Source organism: Enterobacter sp. ENT03, assembly GCF_019218745.1.
GTDB lineage: Bacteria > Pseudomonadota > Gammaproteobacteria > Enterobacterales > Enterobacteriaceae > Enterobacter_D.
Genome location: NZ_JAHUXA010000009.1, coordinates 75,780 through 90,632, shown reverse-complemented (window position 1 = coordinate 90,632; position 14,853 = coordinate 75,780). Strand labels below are relative to the sequence as shown.

Here is a 14,853-nt window from a genome sequence, read left to right as displayed (position 1 = left end):
TTGATTAGGATTTTAGATCTTGGTGCTATTCTTGGACTCGTATGCATTCTACTTCTTCTCATTTTACGTGGTAAATTAGATCACAAAGTATCATTTTTTATTTTCGCCCTAGGTTTCGTAATTATTAGTTTCAGAACAATAGGCGATGATACTATTCAGTACGTTGGTATCTATGAAGCTTTGGAGCCATCTTTTGACTCCTTTACATTAAAAAGTGTTAATGGATTTACCATTGAACCGCTTTGGTTTTTTTTAATTTCTTTTTTAAAGACCATAGGTTTTAGTAAGCCATATTTTTTCTTCTTCATTTCATCCCTTTTACCAGCATTAGCAATATACTGGGTTTATAAAAAATCTTTATTATTCCCCAAGAGTTTCGACATATATTTCTATTTTATTTTTTGGTTCATGTTATATCAGTTTTCTATTAATGGTGTTCGTGCTTTTGCTTCAACCTGTTTTGTTATTCTTGCTGTTTGGTTTTTTTATAATTCAAAGTACATCAAAGCTTTCTTTGCAAGCGCATTGGTTATAATGCTGCATAGTAGTGGGTTTATTGTTCTTCTTTTCTTTGTTTTAATGAAAATGAAGTTTAATAAAAAGTCGTTGTTCATTTCATTTTTCATATGTTTAACTCTTTTAGCAATTCTATTCCAGGTTGACTGGAGTGATCCTTACTTTTCCCGGCTATATTTAAAACTCGATTATTATCTTTTTGCAGTCGAACAAGATATGCTAATAAATAATAGTAGCCGAGAATTATATGTTTTCTTCTCAAGATCACTTTTTATTGCGTCTATTTCATACTGTTTTATAATGCTGATGTTAAGTATAGATGTGTACGGTAAAAATGATTTTATCAGCGGTCTTTATAGATGTTCGCTGATAACCACGATTGCCTGCATAATTATGCTCTTTTTTGGGATTTTTCTTTTTTCCTACCGTCTTATTATGTTCGTTCAACCCCTTATTTTATTTGTTTTTTGTTTCAGTTTAGCAACCAAACCCAGAAAATATAAATTACCAATGTTCTTTATGTTTACAGGCTGGTACTGGTTGTTTTTCATTCTTTATGCAAGTAGATTTTATGATTAATCACTTCAAATTCAAAAAAGGTTGATAGTGTAATATCCAATATAGAGTTGAGTTTACTGCTATATTAAAATCATTTTCTTTATTGTGGTTTTACTAATTTAGTATCTACGTTTAATTGCAATTGTCTTTTGTATAATTTTGGAAATGTTCCACTATCTTCACTTGTCTGTACTGAGTTAACATTCAATACACATTTCAAGCCGCGCACATGTCGCGGTGACCACACCTGACAGGAGTATGTAATGTCCAAACAGCAGATCGGCGTTGTTGGTATGGCCGTGATGGGGCGCAACCTGGCGCTGAACATCGAAAGCCGTGGCTATACCGTTTCCGTTTTCAACCGCTCCCGTGAAAAGACTGAGGAAGTGATTGCTGAAAACCCGGGCAAAAACCTGGTTCCTTTTTACAGTGTTCAGGAGTTTGTTGAGTCACTTGAAACGCCTCGTCGTATCCTGTTGATGGTGCAAGCGGGCGCAGGAACTGATGCTGCTATCAACTCCCTGAAACCGTATCTCGACAAAGGCGACATCATCATTGATGGTGGCAATACCTTCTTCCATGACACTATTCGTCGTAATCGTGAACTTTCTGCAGAAGGTTTTAACTTCATTGGTACCGGTGTTTCAGGTGGGGAAGAAGGGGCGCTGAAGGGCCCGTCCATTATGCCTGGCGGTCAGAAAGACGCTTACGAGCTGGTTGCCCCAATTCTGACTAAAATCGCTGCGGTTGCTGAAGATGGCGAACCTTGTGTGACTTACATCGGTGCAGACGGCGCGGGTCACTACGTGAAGATGGTTCACAACGGTATTGAATATGGCGACATGCAGCTTATCGCTGAAGCTTATTCGCTGTTAAAGGGCGGTCTAAACCTTTCTAATGAAGAACTGGCCCAGACCTTCACTGAATGGAACAAAGGTGAGCTGAACAGCTACCTGATTGACATCACCAAAGACATCTTCACGAAAAAAGATGAAGAGGGGAAATACCTGGTTGATGTGATTCTGGATGAAGCGGCCAACAAAGGTACCGGTAAATGGACCAGCCAGAGCTCGCTTGATCTCGGCGAGCCGCTGTCACTGATCACGGAATCCGTGTTTGCACGCTATATTTCCTCGCTGAAAGCGCAGCGTGTCGCAGCATCGAAAGTGCTGTCCGGTCCGCAAACCAAACCGGCTGGCGATAAAGCCGAGTTTACCGAGAAAGTACGTCGTGCACTCTATCTCGGTAAGATCGTCTCTTATGCTCAGGGCTTCTCGCAGCTACGCGCGGCGTCTGAGGAGTACAACTGGGATCTGAACTACGGTGAAATCGCGAAGATTTTCCGTGCGGGTTGCATTATCCGCGCCCAGTTCCTGCAGAAGATCACCGATGCTTATGCTGAAACTCCGGCGATTGCTAACCTGCTGCTTGCACCATACTTCAAACAGATTGCAGATGATTACCAGCAAGCACTGCGTGATGTGGTTGCTTATGCCGTACAAAACGGCATTCCGGTGCCCACGTTTAGTGCAGCAGTGGCCTATTACGACAGCTACCGCGCTGCCGTACTGCCAGCCAACCTGATTCAGGCGCAGCGTGATTATTTTGGTGCCCATACTTATAAGCGCACTGATAAAGACGGTGTCTTCCATACGGAATGGCTGGATTAATCTGATTTAAACTAAAAGTAACTTAAAGCCCGGTCTTAAGAGCCGGGCTTTTTTTTTATGTAAGTACGCGTACCATGGGCATATCGCTATTCGTTAAGCTACGTAAAATCCTAAATTTGTACCATAGAGGTCAAAAAGCCCTGGGCTGCTGGCTTGACACCGGTTCCAGGTAGGATGTAAAAAACCTTCAGTTATTAAATCCATAGGAGGTGGCTTCGCCACTCCGGAAACTTAAACTTGAAGAAGTTGCTTAGCGAATGAAAATAACAATCTCCGGTACAGGTTACGTTGGTCTCTCAAACGGTATTCTGATCGCACAACATCATGAAGTGGTGGCGTTGGATATCATTCAGGCCAAAGTTGATATGCTCAATCAGAAAATATCTCCTATTGTGGATAAAGAGATTCAGGAATATCTGCAGACAAAACCGCTTAATTTTCGTGCTACCACCGATAAGCAGGACGCCTATCGTGATGCGGACTTTGTGATTATTGCCACGCCAACTGACTACGACCCAAAAACCAACTACTTTAACACTTCTAGCGTCGAAGCCGTGATCCGCGATGTGGTGGCGGTAAACCCGAAAGCGGTGATGATCATTAAATCTACCGTGCCGGTAGGTTTCACTCAGTCGATCAGAGATCGCCTCGGTATTGATAATGTAATTTTCTCCCCGGAATTTCTCCGTGAAGGGAAAGCGCTCTATGACAACCTGCATCCATCACGCATTGTCATCGGCGAGCGTTCTGAACGAGCTGAACGTTTTGCTTCTCTTCTGCAGGAAGGCGCTATTAAGCAAGACATTAAGGTTCTGTTTACTGACTCAACGGAAGCGGAAGCGATTAAATTATTCGCTAACACCTATCTGGCAATGCGCGTGGCTTATTTCAACGAACTGGACAGCTATGCTGAAAGTCTGGGTCTGAATACTCGTCAAATAATTGAGGGCGTTTGTCTTGACCCGCGTATTGGCAGCCATTACAACAATCCTTCCTTTGGCTACGGCGGGTACTGCCTGCCCAAAGACACAAAACAGCTGCTGGCGAACTATCAATCTGTTCCGAACAATATAATTTCCGCCATTGTTGATGCAAACCGTACACGCAAAGATTTTATTGCGGATTCAATCCTTTCCCACAAGCCTAAAGTCGTTGGCGTATATCGTCTGATTATGAAAAGTGGCTCAGACAACTTCCGAGCCTCATCAGTTCAGGGGATCATGAAGCGAATTAAGGCCAAGGGTGTGCAGGTCATCATCTATGAACCCGTCATGAAAGAAGATGAATTTTTCCATTCCCGAGTGGTGCGTGATTTGGATGCATTCAAAAAAGAAGCAGACATTATCATTTCCAATCGCATGGCCGAAGAACTAGCGGATGTCGCAGAGAAGATTTACACGCGAGACTTGTTTGGCAGTGATTGATAAAAAGCCCTCATTTGAGGGCTTTTTTTATGCAATAAAATTCTCATGCAACAACGCAGATAACTTAAGCATCCTGTCGGGCCGTTTAGGCCGTCAGTAGACTATGCAGCCGCCCAGAGAGCGTAACAGGCATCACCACTCCGGGGAGGTTTAGCTGTAGTTTCAAGTGCTAACCCAATTAAACGGATTCTGATTCCAGGATTTTCTGGAAAGTGTACACTACACTGGTTTTTTAACCGTGGACTTGAAACTTCTCCTTAAAGGTTGCTATGACGTACAACGATAATAATCTTGTCAGAGTTAACAATGACTCTGAACAAATTGATTTGATTGATCTTTTAATGCAGCTGTGGCGTGGAAAGTGGGTGATCGCCGTTTTTGTTGTTATTGCAGTCGCGCTTGCCGGGCTATACGTAACATTCGCTAAAGAGAAATGGACCTCAACGGCGGTGATCACTATGCCAGATGTCGGGCAAATCGCAGGCTATACCAATGCCATGACGCTGATTTATGGTGATTCAAAGGTGGATAACCTTGAAATTCAGCAACGTGTTATCACGCGCTTCAGTGGCGCATTTTCTGCTCTATCTGAAACGTTGAAAAACCAGGAAGAACCCGAAGAGTTAACCATTGATACTGTCGTTAAAGGTCAACCTTTACCGCTGAAAGTGTCCTATCAAGGAGATTCTGCGAAAAACGCCCAGCAGGTACTGGCTAAATACATTCAGCAAGTTGATGAGCAGATTGCTGAAGAACTTGATCTGGACCTGGCGACTAATATTAAATCACGCCTTACTGAGCTTCAGGACTCCCTTGCAACACAGGAAAAAGTAGCTCAGGAGCAAAAAAATCTGCGTATCCAGCAGATCACGCAGGCGCTGACCTTTGCCAAAGATTCTGGAGTTAAGCAACCGCAAGTGCAGCAAACTCAGGATGTGACCCAGGACACCTTATTCCTGCTTGGCAGTGAAGCGCTGGAGTCGATGATTAAGAATGAAGCTACACGGCCCCTGGTGTTTTCTGCCGATTATTACCGGACTCGCCAGAATCTGTTAGATATTCAGCGCATTAAGCCCGATCCGGCCAACATGCATGCTTACCGTTACGTGATGAAGCCCACTGAACCGCTATTCCGCGACAGCCCGAAACGCTCGCTGGCGTTGGTCATTGCCGCTCTGTTAGGGGCTATGGTAGGGGCAAGTGTCGTGTTAGCGCGCAATGCCTTCCGTAATTACCAGTCAAGAACCTGACCTTCCGACGAAAAAAAACCGGGAACCTCTCAGGCCCGGTTTTTTTCGTCTTAAAGCCTTACTTATGCCGCTTGCGCAAATTCTCAATCACCGCCGTTAAATCCAGCGCCTGATCCTGCAACAGCACCAGCAGGTGATACATCAAATCCGACGCTTCGTTAGTCAGTTCTTCGCGGTCGTTGACGGTGGCAGCCAGCGCCGTCTCGACGCCTTCCTCACCCACTTTCTGCGCAATACGTTTGGTGCCGCTGGCGTAAAGCTTCGCGGTATAAGAGCTTTCAGGATCCGCCGTTTTACGCTCTGCTAACAACTGCTCAAGCTGATAGAGGAAAAGCCACTGGTGGCTCGCCTCACCGAAGCAGCTTGAGGTGCCTTTATGGCAGGTGGGGCCGATGGGATTGACCAGCACCAGCAGGGTATCGTTATCGCAGTCGGGAGTAATACTGACGACATTCAGGAAATGTCCGGAAGTCTCGCCTTTGGTCCATAAGCGCTGCTTAGTGCGTGAGAAAAACGTCACTTTGCCCGTTTCCTGGGTTTTCGCCAGCGCGGCGTTATCCATATAGCCCAGCATCAGCACTTCGCCGGATACCGCATGTTGCACCACGGCGGGCAGCAGTCCGTCGGTTTTCTCCCAGTCGAGTTGGGCGAGTTGTTGCTCTGTTAACATACCCTGATCTCCACGCCCTGGCCTGCCAGGTACGCTTTTAATTCACCAATATTAATAATCTGTTTGTGGAACACCGATGCCGCCAGCGCGCCATCCACATCGGCGTCGCGGAAGGCTTCGAGGAAGTGTTCCATGGTGCCCGCGCCGCCCGAGGCGATCAGCGGCACATGGCAGACCTCTCGGACTTTTTTCAGCTGCGCAAGATCGTAACCATTGCGCACGCCGTCCTGGTTCATCATATTGAGGACGATTTCCCCCGCGCCGCGCTTTTGCACTTCCTGCACCCAATCCAGCGTTTCCCACTGCGTCACGCGCGTACGGCTTTCGTCGCCGGTGTACTGATTAACATGATATTTGCCGCTGGCATCATCAAACCAGGTATCAATGCCGACCACAATACACTGCACGCCAAAGCGATCCGCCAGACGGGTGATCAGCTCCGGGTCAGCCAGCGCCGGGGAGTTAATGGAAATTTTATCTGCGCCAAAGGTCAGAATGCGCGCCGCATCCTCTGCGGATTTGATCCCGCCTGCCACGCAGAAGGGGATGTCGATGACTTCCGCCACGCGCGTCACCCAGCTTTTATCCACCACGCGGCCATCGCTGGACGCGGTAATATCGTAAAACACCAGCTCATCCGCGCCTTCTTCGGCATAGCGTTTTGCCAGCGGGACGATGTCGCCAATAATCTCATGATTACGGAACTGCACGCCCTTAACCACCTGGCCGTCGCGCACATCAAGGCAGGGTATTATCCGTTTTGCCAGCATTGGATGGCCTCCGTTACGTTAAATTTACCTTCCAGCAGCGCACGTCCGACAATCACGCCGCGCACGCCGGTCCCGCGCAGAGCGGCGATGTCTTCAAGGCCACCGATGCCGCCAGAGGACTGAAACGCCACCTGCGGATAGCGCGCACAGACTTCTTCATATAAGGAGACGTTGGAGCCTGCCAGCGTCCCGTCGCGGGAAATATCCGTACACAGCACATGTTTAAGGCCTGCCGGCAGGTATCTCTCGACCAGCGCTTCCAGCGACACGCCGGAATCTTCCTGCCAGCCGCTGACCGCCACCTGCTTGTTGCCCGCCTCATCGATACGCACATCCAGCGCCAGCACCAGCGCATCTGCCCCAAAACGGCGGAACCACTGTTCGACCATTTGCGGCGATTTTACCGCCGTGGAGCCGACGACTACCCGCGCCACGCCAGCCTCCAGCAGTGCAGCCACGTCATCTTCGGTACGCACGCCGCCGCCGACCTGCACCGGGACATTCACGCCCGCCACCAGCGATTTAATCAACGGGATCTGCCGCTTCTGCGGATCTTTCGCGCCGGTTAAATCCACCAGATGCAGAACCTCTGCACCCTGTGCGGCATACTCCTGCAAACGCGGCAGCGGATCGTTACCGTAATCGCGCTGCTGACCGTAATCACCCTGATGAAGACGCACTACCGTGCCGTCGATCAAATCTAATGCCGGAATAATCATTACATCTCCAGGAAGTTTTTCAGCAGCTGCGCGCCGGCGGCACCGGAGCGTTCCGGGTGGAACTGCACGCCATAAAAGTTATCTTTTTGCACCGCGGCGGTAAACGCCTCGCCGTAGTGGCACTGGGCGATAGTCCAGGTATTGACCGGCATCGCATAGCTGTGCACGAAGTAGAAATAAGATCCGTCTTCGATGCCCTGGAACAGGCGGTTGCCTGCTTTCGGGTAGATGCGATTCCAGCCCATATGCGGCAAAGGCAGACCGACATCTTTCATTTTCGGTACGTCCTGCTCAATGATGCCCAGCAGATCGACGCCGTTATTTTCCTCGCTGTGGCTGCCCAGCAGCTGCATCCCCAGACAGATCCCCAGCACCGGCTGGGTACAGGCTTTGATCAAATCGCTCAGTTCACGCTCGTGGATCTGATCCATTGCCGCCTGGGCGGTGCCCACGCCGGGCAGGAACAGTTTGTCGGCGCGCAGAACGACATCCGGATCGCGGCTCACCAGCGGCGTATAGCCGTGGCGCATTACCGCGGATTTCACCGAGTTCAGGTTGGCGCAGCCGGTATCGAGGATCACCACGTTCATCACAGCACCCCTTTAGAGGACGGAAGGGTATCGCCTTCCACGCGAATGGCCTGACGCAGCGTGCGACCAAACGCTTTGAACAGGCTCTCCACACGGTGGTGATCGTTCTTGCCTTTGGTTTTCAGGTGCAGCGTCACGGCCATGGTATAGGAGAGGGAACGGAAGAAGTGCTCAACCATCTCGGTGCTCAGATCGCCCACGCGCTGATAGGTAAAGTCGGCGCGGTATTCAAGGTGCGGACGGCCGGAAATATCCAGCGCGCAGCGCGCCAGGCATTCGTCCATCGGCAGCACGAAGCCAAAGCGGTTGATACCGCGTTTATCCCCCAGCGCCAGTTTCAGCGCTTCGCCGAGGGCCAGGCCGGTATCTTCCACCGTGTGGTGATCGTCAATATAGAGATCGCCTTTCACGGCAATTTCCATGCGGAAGCCGCCATGGGTGGCGATCTGATCCAGCATGTGGTCAAAGAAGCCGACGCCGGTATTGATCTTGCTGCTGCCTTCGCGATCCAGCCACACTTTGACGTCAATCTGCGTCTCTTTCGTGTTGCGCTCAACATGCGCGTAGCGATCGCGTTTCGTCAGTTGCTCACCAATCATCGTCCAGTTTAGCGTCTCGCGGTTATAGCGCAGACCGGTAATGCCCATATTGTCGGCAAGCGTGATGTCGGTAGCACGATCGCCAATAACATAGCTGTTTGCTTTATCCAGCGCCTGTTCCGCCAGATAGTGTTCCACCAGGCGGGTTTTGGGTTTGCGGCAGTCGCACTCGTCCGCCGGCAGATGCGGGCAAATTAGCACCTCGTCAAATACCACGCCCTGAGAGGTAAAGATCTGCATCATCAGATTGTGTGGGCCGTCGAAATCAGCCTGCGGGAAGCTCGCCGTGCCCAGGCCATCCTGATTGGTGATCATCACCAGTTTAAAACCGGCTTTTTGTAAGGCTAACAACACCGGAATGGCATCCGGCTCAAAGGCCAGCTTGTCAAAACGATCGACCTGAAAGTCGCTCGGCGGCTCGCTAATCAGCGTGCCATCACGGTCAATAAAGAGGTACTTCTGGCTCATACTTGCTCCGCACGTAAGGCGTCAATGACGCGCTGGCTTTCTTCCCGGGTGCCAATGGTAATGCGCAGGCAGCCGCTTAAAGTGGGTTGTTTATTTTGATCGCGTAAGATAATGCCCTGATCCCAGAGTGATTTGAACACCGCGCTCGAGGCTTTCATGCGCACCAGAATATAGTTGGTTTCTGAATCATAAACCTGCTCGACGCAGGGAATATCCCGCAAACTGTCCACCAGATACTGACGCTCAACGAGGATCTGCGCCACGCGTTCGCGCATCGCCTCGATGCCTGCGGGGGTCAGTGCCTGCGCGGCGATGTCGGCAACCGGCGTGGAAAGCGGGTAGGGGGCAATCACTTTCATTAACAGGTTGATGACGTCTTCATTGGCCAGCGTAAAGCCGCAGCGCAGGCCAGCCAGCGCAAAGGCTTTGGACAGGGTGCGCAGCACGACAAGGTGCGGATATTCCGCCAGCCAGCCGGTCAGCGTCGCCTGCGGGCAAAACTCAATATAGGCTTCATCGGCGATCACCAGCGCTTTCTCGCGGGTCAGCTCCAGCAGCGCACGCAGATCGTCCGGGTTAATGATCTGCCCGGTCGGGTTGTTCGGACTGCACACGTACACCAGTTTCACGCCATCAAGCTGTTCAGCAATCGCCGGTACGTTCAGTTGCCAGTCATCCAGCGCCTGCACGGTGCGCGTTTCCACGCCGAACGTTTCGGCGCTGACGCTATACATGCCGTAGGTCGGCGGGCAGAACAGCACCGCATCCTGGCCGGGTTCACAAAAGGCGCGGATCAGCAGTTCAATACCTTCATCGGCACCCCGGCTTACCAGCACCTGCGCAGGCTTCAGACCGGCATAGGCGGCATAGCCTTCGATCACCGCTTTGGGTTGACACTCTGGATAACGGTTCAGCGTCTGCTGTGAGAACTGAAACGCCACCGGCGTCGGAAATTCATTGGCATTCAGCCAGACATCGCCCTTGCCGCCCAGACGGCGCGCAGACTGATAAGGCGTCAGGTTGCGCACATTTTCACGCGCGAGTTCAGTGATGCTCATGCTAGCTCCTTAAGGGCATTAACGCGCAGCGTAACGGCATTTTTGTGCGCGTGCAGACGTTCGGCGGCGGCCAGGGTTTCAATGGTGGAGGCGAGGGCGGCGAACCCATCGCGGGACAGCTCCTGGACGGTCATGCGCTTCTGGAAATCCGCCAGCCCGAGGCTTGAGCAGGTGGCGGTATAGCCATAGGTCGGCAGCACGTGATTGGTGCCGGAGGCGTAATCCCCCGCCGATTCCGGTGACCAGTCCCCCAGAAACACCGAGCCTGCGCTGGTGATGTCGTCAACCAGCGCCCGCGCATCGCGGGTCTGGATAATCAGGTGCTCAGGGCCATAGGTATTGGAGATCGCCACGCACTGCGCCAGGTCGCGCGCGACGATAAGACGGCTGGACGCCAGCGCCTGGCGGGCCGTGTCGGCGCGCGGTAACTCAGCCAGCTGACGCTCAACGGCTTTCGCCACCGCGGCCGCCATCGCGCTGTCCGGGGTCAGCAGGATCACCTGCGAGTCCGGGCCATGCTCGGCCTGGGAAAGCAGATCGGAGGCCACGAAATCCGGCGTCGCGCCGCTGTCGGCGATCACCAGCACTTCCGACGGTCCGGCAGGCATATCAATGGCCGCGCCATCAAGACGCTGGCTGACCTGACGCTTGGCTTCGGTCACATAGGCGTTACCGGGGCCAAAAATTTTATCCACTTTCGCAATCGCGTCGGTGCCGAACGCCAGCGCGGCAATCGCCTGCGCGCCGCCCACTTTATAGACGTCCTGCACGCCGCACAGCTTCGCGGCATACAGAATTTCATCGGCAATCGGCGGCGGCGAACAGAGCACTACTTTGCGGCAACCGGCGATACGCGCCGGTGTCGCCAGCATCAATACTGTCGAGAACAGTGGCGCGGAGCCGCCGGGAATATACAAGCCGACCGAATTGATCGGACGGGTTACCTGCTGACAACGGACCCCCGACAGGGTTTCGACATCCACGGTTTGCAACTGCTGCGCCATATGGAAAGTATTGATGTTGTTAACCGCCACGGCCATTGCCTGCTTGAGCGGTTCCCCCAGTCGGGCGCTGGCGTCGTCAATTTCTTGCGCGGTCACTTTCAGCGCGCCAACCTCGGTTTTATCAAACTTGGCACTGTATTCACGCAGCGCGTCGTCACCCCGGGCTTTCACGTTATCGAGGATCTCTGCGACCGTGCGGCTGATGCTTTCCGAGGCGGAGATCGCCGGGCGCTGCAACAGTTCGCGTTGTTGTTCAGGGCTACAGCTATTCCAGTCGATTACAGTATTGAAGCTCATCGCCGTCACTCCATCATCTTCTCAATCGGCAGCACCAGAATCGAACTGGCTCCCAGCGCTTTCAGTTTTTCCATGGTTTCCCAGAACAGCGTTTCGCTGCTCACCATGTGCATCGCCACGCGCTGTTGATCGCCGGCCAGCGGTAAAATCGTCGGACGTTCCGCACCCGGCAGCAGGGCGATCACTTCGTCAAGACGCTCGGTTGGCGCGTGCATCATGATGTATTTTGATTCGCGGGCCTGGATCACGCCCTGGATACGGGTAAGCAGTTTGTCGATCAGCTGCTGTTTGGCATCGTCCATCTCGCCGTCACGCTGGATGAGGCAGGCTTTGGAGCGATAAATCACTTCCACTTCGCGCAGGCCATTCGCTTCCAGCGTCGCACCGGTGGAGACCAGGTCACAAATGGCATCAGCCAGACCGGCGCGGGGTGCCACTTCGACAGAACCATTGAGCAAACAGGATTTAAAGGAGACGCCTTTCTGATCCAGATAGCGCTTGAGCAGGTGCGGATAAGAGGTGGCGATGCGTTTACCGTTGAGTGCCGCCGGGCCGTCCCACACGTCATCCACCGCGGTGGCCAGTGACAGGCGGCAACCGCCGAAATCCAGGCGGCGCAGGGTGAAGTAACGCGGATCTTCGCCCTGTGCGCGGCGGGTGAGCAGCTCTTCTTCCAGCACGTTCTCGCCGATAATGCCCAGATCGACCACGCCGTCCATTACCAGGCCCGGAATGTCGTCGTCACGCACGCGCAGAATATCGATCGGCATGTTTTCTGCCAGCGCAATCAGACGCTGCGTGTGCAGGTTAATTTTAATGCCGCAGCGGGCGAGCAGTTCGCGTGAATCATCACTTAAGCGCCCGGACTTCTGAATAGCTATGCGTAAACGGGTATTGTCTAACATTCGAATTATCCTCTGTTCCTGCCTGAATTTGGTTCAAAAAAAAGCCCCCGGAAGATGATCTTCCGGGGGCTTTTTCATACGTTCATGCACCACTGGAAGATCTGAATGTCTTCCAGCACACATCGCCTGAAAGACTAGTCAGGATGATGGTGATGGTGGTGGTTAAATTGAACGCGTGTCATAAATTTTCTCGATGAATGATTATTCAACTGCTTGCAAGTAACCTAAACCAGTTTAGTCCTGTAAGGCAAGGGCTTTTTTTAATCATTAAATCATTTCATATTGATTCTATGAATTGTCAGTTGTCCCAGGCTGGCGTAGCCTTGTTACAGATGCGTGAACGTCAGGAGAAAGGCATGAAGAAGGTGGCAATTGTCGGGTTGGGCTGGCTGGGGATGCCGCTGGCATTAGCGCTGTCAGCGCGGGGCTGGCAGGTAACCGGCAGTAAAACAACTCAGGACGGCGTGGAGGCCGCGCGCATGTGCGGCATTGACAGCTATTTGCTGCAACTTACCCCGGAGCTGGTGTGTGACACCGACGATCTGGACGCCCTGATGAACGTCGATGCGCTGGTGATTACGTTACCCGCACGCCGTAGCGGGCCGGGGGATGAGTTCTATCTGCAGGCGATACAGGAAATTGTCGACAGCGCGCTGGCGCACCGTATCCCGCGGATCATCTTTACCAGCTCCACCTCGGTCTACGGCGACGCTGCCGGGACAGTAAAAGAGGACACCCCGCGTCATCCGGTCACCGCCAGCGGGCGCGTGCTGAAAGATCTGGAAGACTGGCTGCATAATCTGCCGGGTACCTCGGTGGATATTTTGCGTCTGGCGGGGTTGGTGGGACCGGGGCGTCATCCAGGCCGCTTCTTTGCCGGTAAAACGGCACCAAACGGTCAGCACGGCGTCAATCTCGTCCATCTGGATGATGTCGTCAGCGCAATCACCCTTTTGTTGCAGGCTCCAAAAGGCGGGCACATCTATAATATCTGTGCGCCTGCCCACCCGGCGCGATCGACATTTTATCCCGCCATGGCGCGGCAGCTGGATCTGCCCGTGCCGCAGTTTCATGATGCTGATGCTGATGACAAAGGCAAAATTGTCGACGGCAGCCGCATCACCAAAGAGCTGGGATTTGACTATCAATACCCCGATCCGCTGCTCATGCCGATGGACACGGCGACTGGCAGGGATTGACTGGTCGCACACCCTGAGGGGGCGAGCATGAAACCATTGCTGGATGTGCTGGTGATCCTGGATGCGCTGGAAAAAGAGGGGAGCTTTGCGGCGGCCTCAGCAAAGCTCTATAAAACGCCCTCGGCACTGAGCTACACCGTGCACAAACTGGAGAGCGATCTCAATATTCAGTTGCTCGACCGCAGCGGGCATCGGGCGAAATTCACCCGCACCGGACAGATGCTGCTGGAGAAAGGGCGCGACGTGCTGCACGCCGTGCGCGAACTGGAAAAGCAGGCGGTGAAACTTCATCAGGGCTGGGAAAGCCAACTGGTGATTGGCGTTGACGACACCTTCCCGTTTTCCTTGCTGCTGCCGCTTATCGACGCGTTTTATCGGGATCACAGCGTCACCCGCCTGAAGTTTATCAATGGCGTGCTGTCAGGCTCCTGGCAGGCGCTGATAGACGGTGACGCTGATATTATCGTCGGCGCGCTGCATGAACCGCCGCATCTTAGCGGCTTTGGTTTTACCCATCTGGGGAGTCTTGAGCAGGTATTCGTTGTTGCCCCGCAGCATCCGCTGGCAAAAGCGCCAGAACCCATACCCCGTCATGAAATTAAACGCCACCGCGCAATTGTGGTGGATAGCGGCAAGCCGTCAACTGCGCCGTCATTGCCGGACGATCATGAAGCAATCACGGTTTTCGATTTTAAGACTAAACTGGAGCTACAGAGAGGCGGCATCGGCTGTGGCTGGGTGCCGCGCTATCTGGCGCAGCGCTTTCTGGACAGCGGTGCGTTGATTGAAAAACGCGTCTCCGATGAGGTCACCGCCGAGCCTGTGTGGCTTGGGTGGAATGAGCAAACCGCAGGGCTTGCCAGCGCGTGGTGGTGTAGGGAAATAGTGGCAAATAGTGCTATCTCTGGCGTTTATAATTTTGCTGATGCCCGTCACAGCGGGTTGTCGTAAAAATATTCGTGTGACAGGCCTCTCATGTCTTGTCATCGCGCACGATTTTGGGGCAAAATACGCCGCCTGCAAAATATGAGATTAACCGACGTTCACTGCGTCGGTTATTTTTTTGCAATAAAAACGTCATTTAATTCAAGAGGCCGGGCTTAGTACCGGATAGATACACATTTAAAAACCGACAGTCGTTGTCGCTGAGGAAAGA

General features: G+C 52.3%; 15 protein-coding genes and 1 other annotated feature. Of the genes, 6 read left to right on the top strand and 9 right to left on the bottom strand.

Going from position 1 to position 14,853, the window contains the following annotated elements; all coding sequences use genetic code 11:
- From KW828_RS22145 to wzzB, 4 genes are all read left to right on the top strand, one after another.
- Complete coding sequence (locus KW828_RS22145; RefSeq protein WP_218336774.1) at window positions 1–1,095, top strand: EpsG family protein; 1,095 nt, start codon at window positions 1–3, stop codon at window positions 1,093–1,095.
- Window positions 1,096–1,337: 242 nt separating this feature from the next.
- On the top strand, window positions 1,338–2,744 hold the full coding sequence (gene gndA, locus KW828_RS13185; RefSeq protein ID WP_218336773.1) for an NADP-dependent phosphogluconate dehydrogenase: 1,407 nt from the start codon (window positions 1,338–1,340) through the stop codon (window positions 2,742–2,744).
- Between the two features lie 257 nt (window positions 2,745–3,001).
- A complete protein-coding gene (gene ugd, locus KW828_RS13180; protein WP_218336772.1) occupies window positions 3,002–4,168 on the top strand; it encodes a UDP-glucose 6-dehydrogenase in 1,167 nt (388 codons plus the stop codon).
- Window positions 4,169–4,437: 269 nt separating this feature from the next.
- On the top strand, window positions 4,438–5,418 hold the full coding sequence (gene wzzB / locus KW828_RS13175) for an LPS O-antigen chain length determinant protein WzzB (RefSeq protein WP_218336771.1): 981 nt from the start codon (window positions 4,438–4,440) through the stop codon (window positions 5,416–5,418).
- A 58-nt stretch (window positions 5,419–5,476) separates the two neighbouring features.
- On the opposite strand, the gene hisIE is transcribed toward wzzB, so the two are convergent.
- The 9 genes from hisIE to hisL form a co-directional block, all read right to left on the bottom strand.
- Window positions 5,477–6,088 carry a bifunctional phosphoribosyl-AMP cyclohydrolase/phosphoribosyl-ATP diphosphatase HisIE gene (gene hisIE, locus KW828_RS13170; RefSeq protein ID WP_218336770.1) on the bottom strand — a complete coding sequence of 204 codons (612 nt, stop codon included), beginning with the start codon at window positions 6,086–6,088 and terminating at the stop codon, window positions 5,477–5,479.
- Complete coding sequence (gene hisF / locus KW828_RS13165) at window positions 6,082–6,858, bottom strand: imidazole glycerol phosphate synthase subunit HisF (protein WP_218336769.1); 777 nt, start codon at window positions 6,856–6,858, stop codon at window positions 6,082–6,084. The genes hisIE and hisF overlap by 7 nt, the downstream gene beginning before the upstream one ends.
- Complete coding sequence (hisA, locus tag KW828_RS13160; RefSeq protein WP_218336768.1) at window positions 6,840–7,577, bottom strand: 1-(5-phosphoribosyl)-5-[(5-phosphoribosylamino)methylideneamino]imidazole-4-carboxamide isomerase; 738 nt, start codon at window positions 7,575–7,577, stop codon at window positions 6,840–6,842. The genes hisF and hisA overlap by 19 nt, the downstream gene beginning before the upstream one ends.
- Window positions 7,577–8,167: an imidazole glycerol phosphate synthase subunit HisH gene (hisH, locus tag KW828_RS13155; RefSeq protein WP_088219086.1), complete on the bottom strand. Its 591-nt coding sequence runs from the start codon at window positions 8,165–8,167 to the stop codon at window positions 7,577–7,579. The genes hisA and hisH overlap by 1 nt, the downstream gene beginning before the upstream one ends.
- Entirely contained in the window at window positions 8,167–9,234 is a 1,068-nt protein-coding gene (hisB, locus tag KW828_RS13150) for a bifunctional histidinol-phosphatase/imidazoleglycerol-phosphate dehydratase HisB (protein WP_218336767.1), read from the bottom strand. The genes hisH and hisB overlap by 1 nt, the downstream gene beginning before the upstream one ends.
- Window positions 9,231–10,292, bottom strand: coding sequence for a histidinol-phosphate transaminase (hisC, locus tag KW828_RS13145; protein ID WP_218336766.1), 1,062 nt, complete (start codon window positions 10,290–10,292; stop codon window positions 9,231–9,233). Before hisC ends, hisB begins: the two co-directional genes overlap by 4 nt.
- The gene (hisD, locus tag KW828_RS13140; protein WP_218336765.1) at window positions 10,289–11,593 is read right to left on the bottom strand and encodes a histidinol dehydrogenase; all 1,305 of its coding nucleotides are present in this window, start codon (window positions 11,591–11,593) and stop codon (window positions 10,289–10,291) included. Before hisD ends, hisC begins: the two co-directional genes overlap by 4 nt.
- 5 nt (window positions 11,594–11,598) lie before the next feature.
- Complete coding sequence (gene hisG / locus KW828_RS13135; RefSeq protein WP_218336764.1) at window positions 11,599–12,498, bottom strand: ATP phosphoribosyltransferase; 900 nt, start codon at window positions 12,496–12,498, stop codon at window positions 11,599–11,601.
- Between the two features lie 35 nt (window positions 12,499–12,533).
- Window positions 12,534–12,657, bottom strand: a sequence feature (His leader region).
- Window positions 12,633–12,680 carry a his operon leader peptide gene (gene hisL, locus KW828_RS13130; RefSeq protein WP_100396937.1) on the bottom strand — a complete coding sequence of 16 codons (48 nt, stop codon included), beginning with the start codon at window positions 12,678–12,680 and terminating at the stop codon, window positions 12,633–12,635. Its footprint overlaps the feature before it by 25 nt.
- Window positions 12,681–12,854: 174 nt before the next feature.
- Here hisL and KW828_RS13125 point away from each other — a divergent pair, with 174 nt between their 5' ends.
- Together KW828_RS13125 and KW828_RS13120 are read left to right on the top strand one after the other, a co-directional pair.
- Entirely contained in the window at window positions 12,855–13,697 is an 843-nt protein-coding gene (locus KW828_RS13125) for an SDR family oxidoreductase (protein ID WP_218336763.1), read from the top strand.
- Between the two features lie 27 nt (window positions 13,698–13,724).
- On the top strand, window positions 13,725–14,648 hold the full coding sequence (locus tag KW828_RS13120) for a LysR family transcriptional regulator (protein WP_218336762.1): 924 nt from the start codon (window positions 13,725–13,727) through the stop codon (window positions 14,646–14,648).
- The last annotated feature ends 205 nt before the right edge of the window (window positions 14,649–14,853 follow it).

What these genes read in the sequence shown, in the direction of transcription:
- gndA (WP_218336773.1), top strand. Translation starts at nt 1,338, where the DNA reads ATGTCCAAACAGCAGATCGGCGTTGTTGGTATGGCCGTGATGGGGCGC.
- ugd (WP_218336772.1), top strand. Translation starts at nt 3,002, where the DNA reads ATGAAAATAACAATCTCCGGTACAGGTTACGTTGGTCTCTCAAACGGT.
- wzzB (WP_218336771.1), top strand. Translation starts at nt 4,438, where the DNA reads ATGACGTACAACGATAATAATCTTGTCAGAGTTAACAATGACTCTGAA.
- hisIE (WP_218336770.1), bottom strand. Translation starts at nt 6,088, where the DNA reads ATGTTAACAGAGCAACAACTCGCCCAACTCGACTGGGAGAAAACCGAC.
- hisF (WP_218336769.1), bottom strand. Translation starts at nt 6,858, where the DNA reads ATGCTGGCAAAACGGATAATACCCTGCCTTGATGTGCGCGACGGCCAG.
- hisA (WP_218336768.1), bottom strand. Translation starts at nt 7,577, where the DNA reads ATGATTATTCCGGCATTAGATTTGATCGACGGCACGGTAGTGCGTCTT.
- hisH (WP_088219086.1), bottom strand. Translation starts at nt 8,167, where the DNA reads ATGAACGTGGTGATCCTCGATACCGGCTGCGCCAACCTGAACTCGGTG.
- hisB (WP_218336767.1), bottom strand. Translation starts at nt 9,234, where the DNA reads ATGAGCCAGAAGTACCTCTTTATTGACCGTGATGGCACGCTGATTAGC.
- hisC (WP_218336766.1), bottom strand. Translation starts at nt 10,292, where the DNA reads ATGAGCATCACTGAACTCGCGCGTGAAAATGTGCGCAACCTGACGCCT.
- hisD (WP_218336765.1), bottom strand. Translation starts at nt 11,593, where the DNA reads ATGAGCTTCAATACTGTAATCGACTGGAATAGCTGTAGCCCTGAACAA.
- hisG (WP_218336764.1), bottom strand. Translation starts at nt 12,498, where the DNA reads ATGTTAGACAATACCCGTTTACGCATAGCTATTCAGAAGTCCGGGCGC.
- KW828_RS13125 (WP_218336763.1), top strand. Translation starts at nt 12,855, where the DNA reads ATGAAGAAGGTGGCAATTGTCGGGTTGGGCTGGCTGGGGATGCCGCTG.
- KW828_RS13120 (WP_218336762.1), top strand. Translation starts at nt 13,725, where the DNA reads ATGAAACCATTGCTGGATGTGCTGGTGATCCTGGATGCGCTGGAAAAA.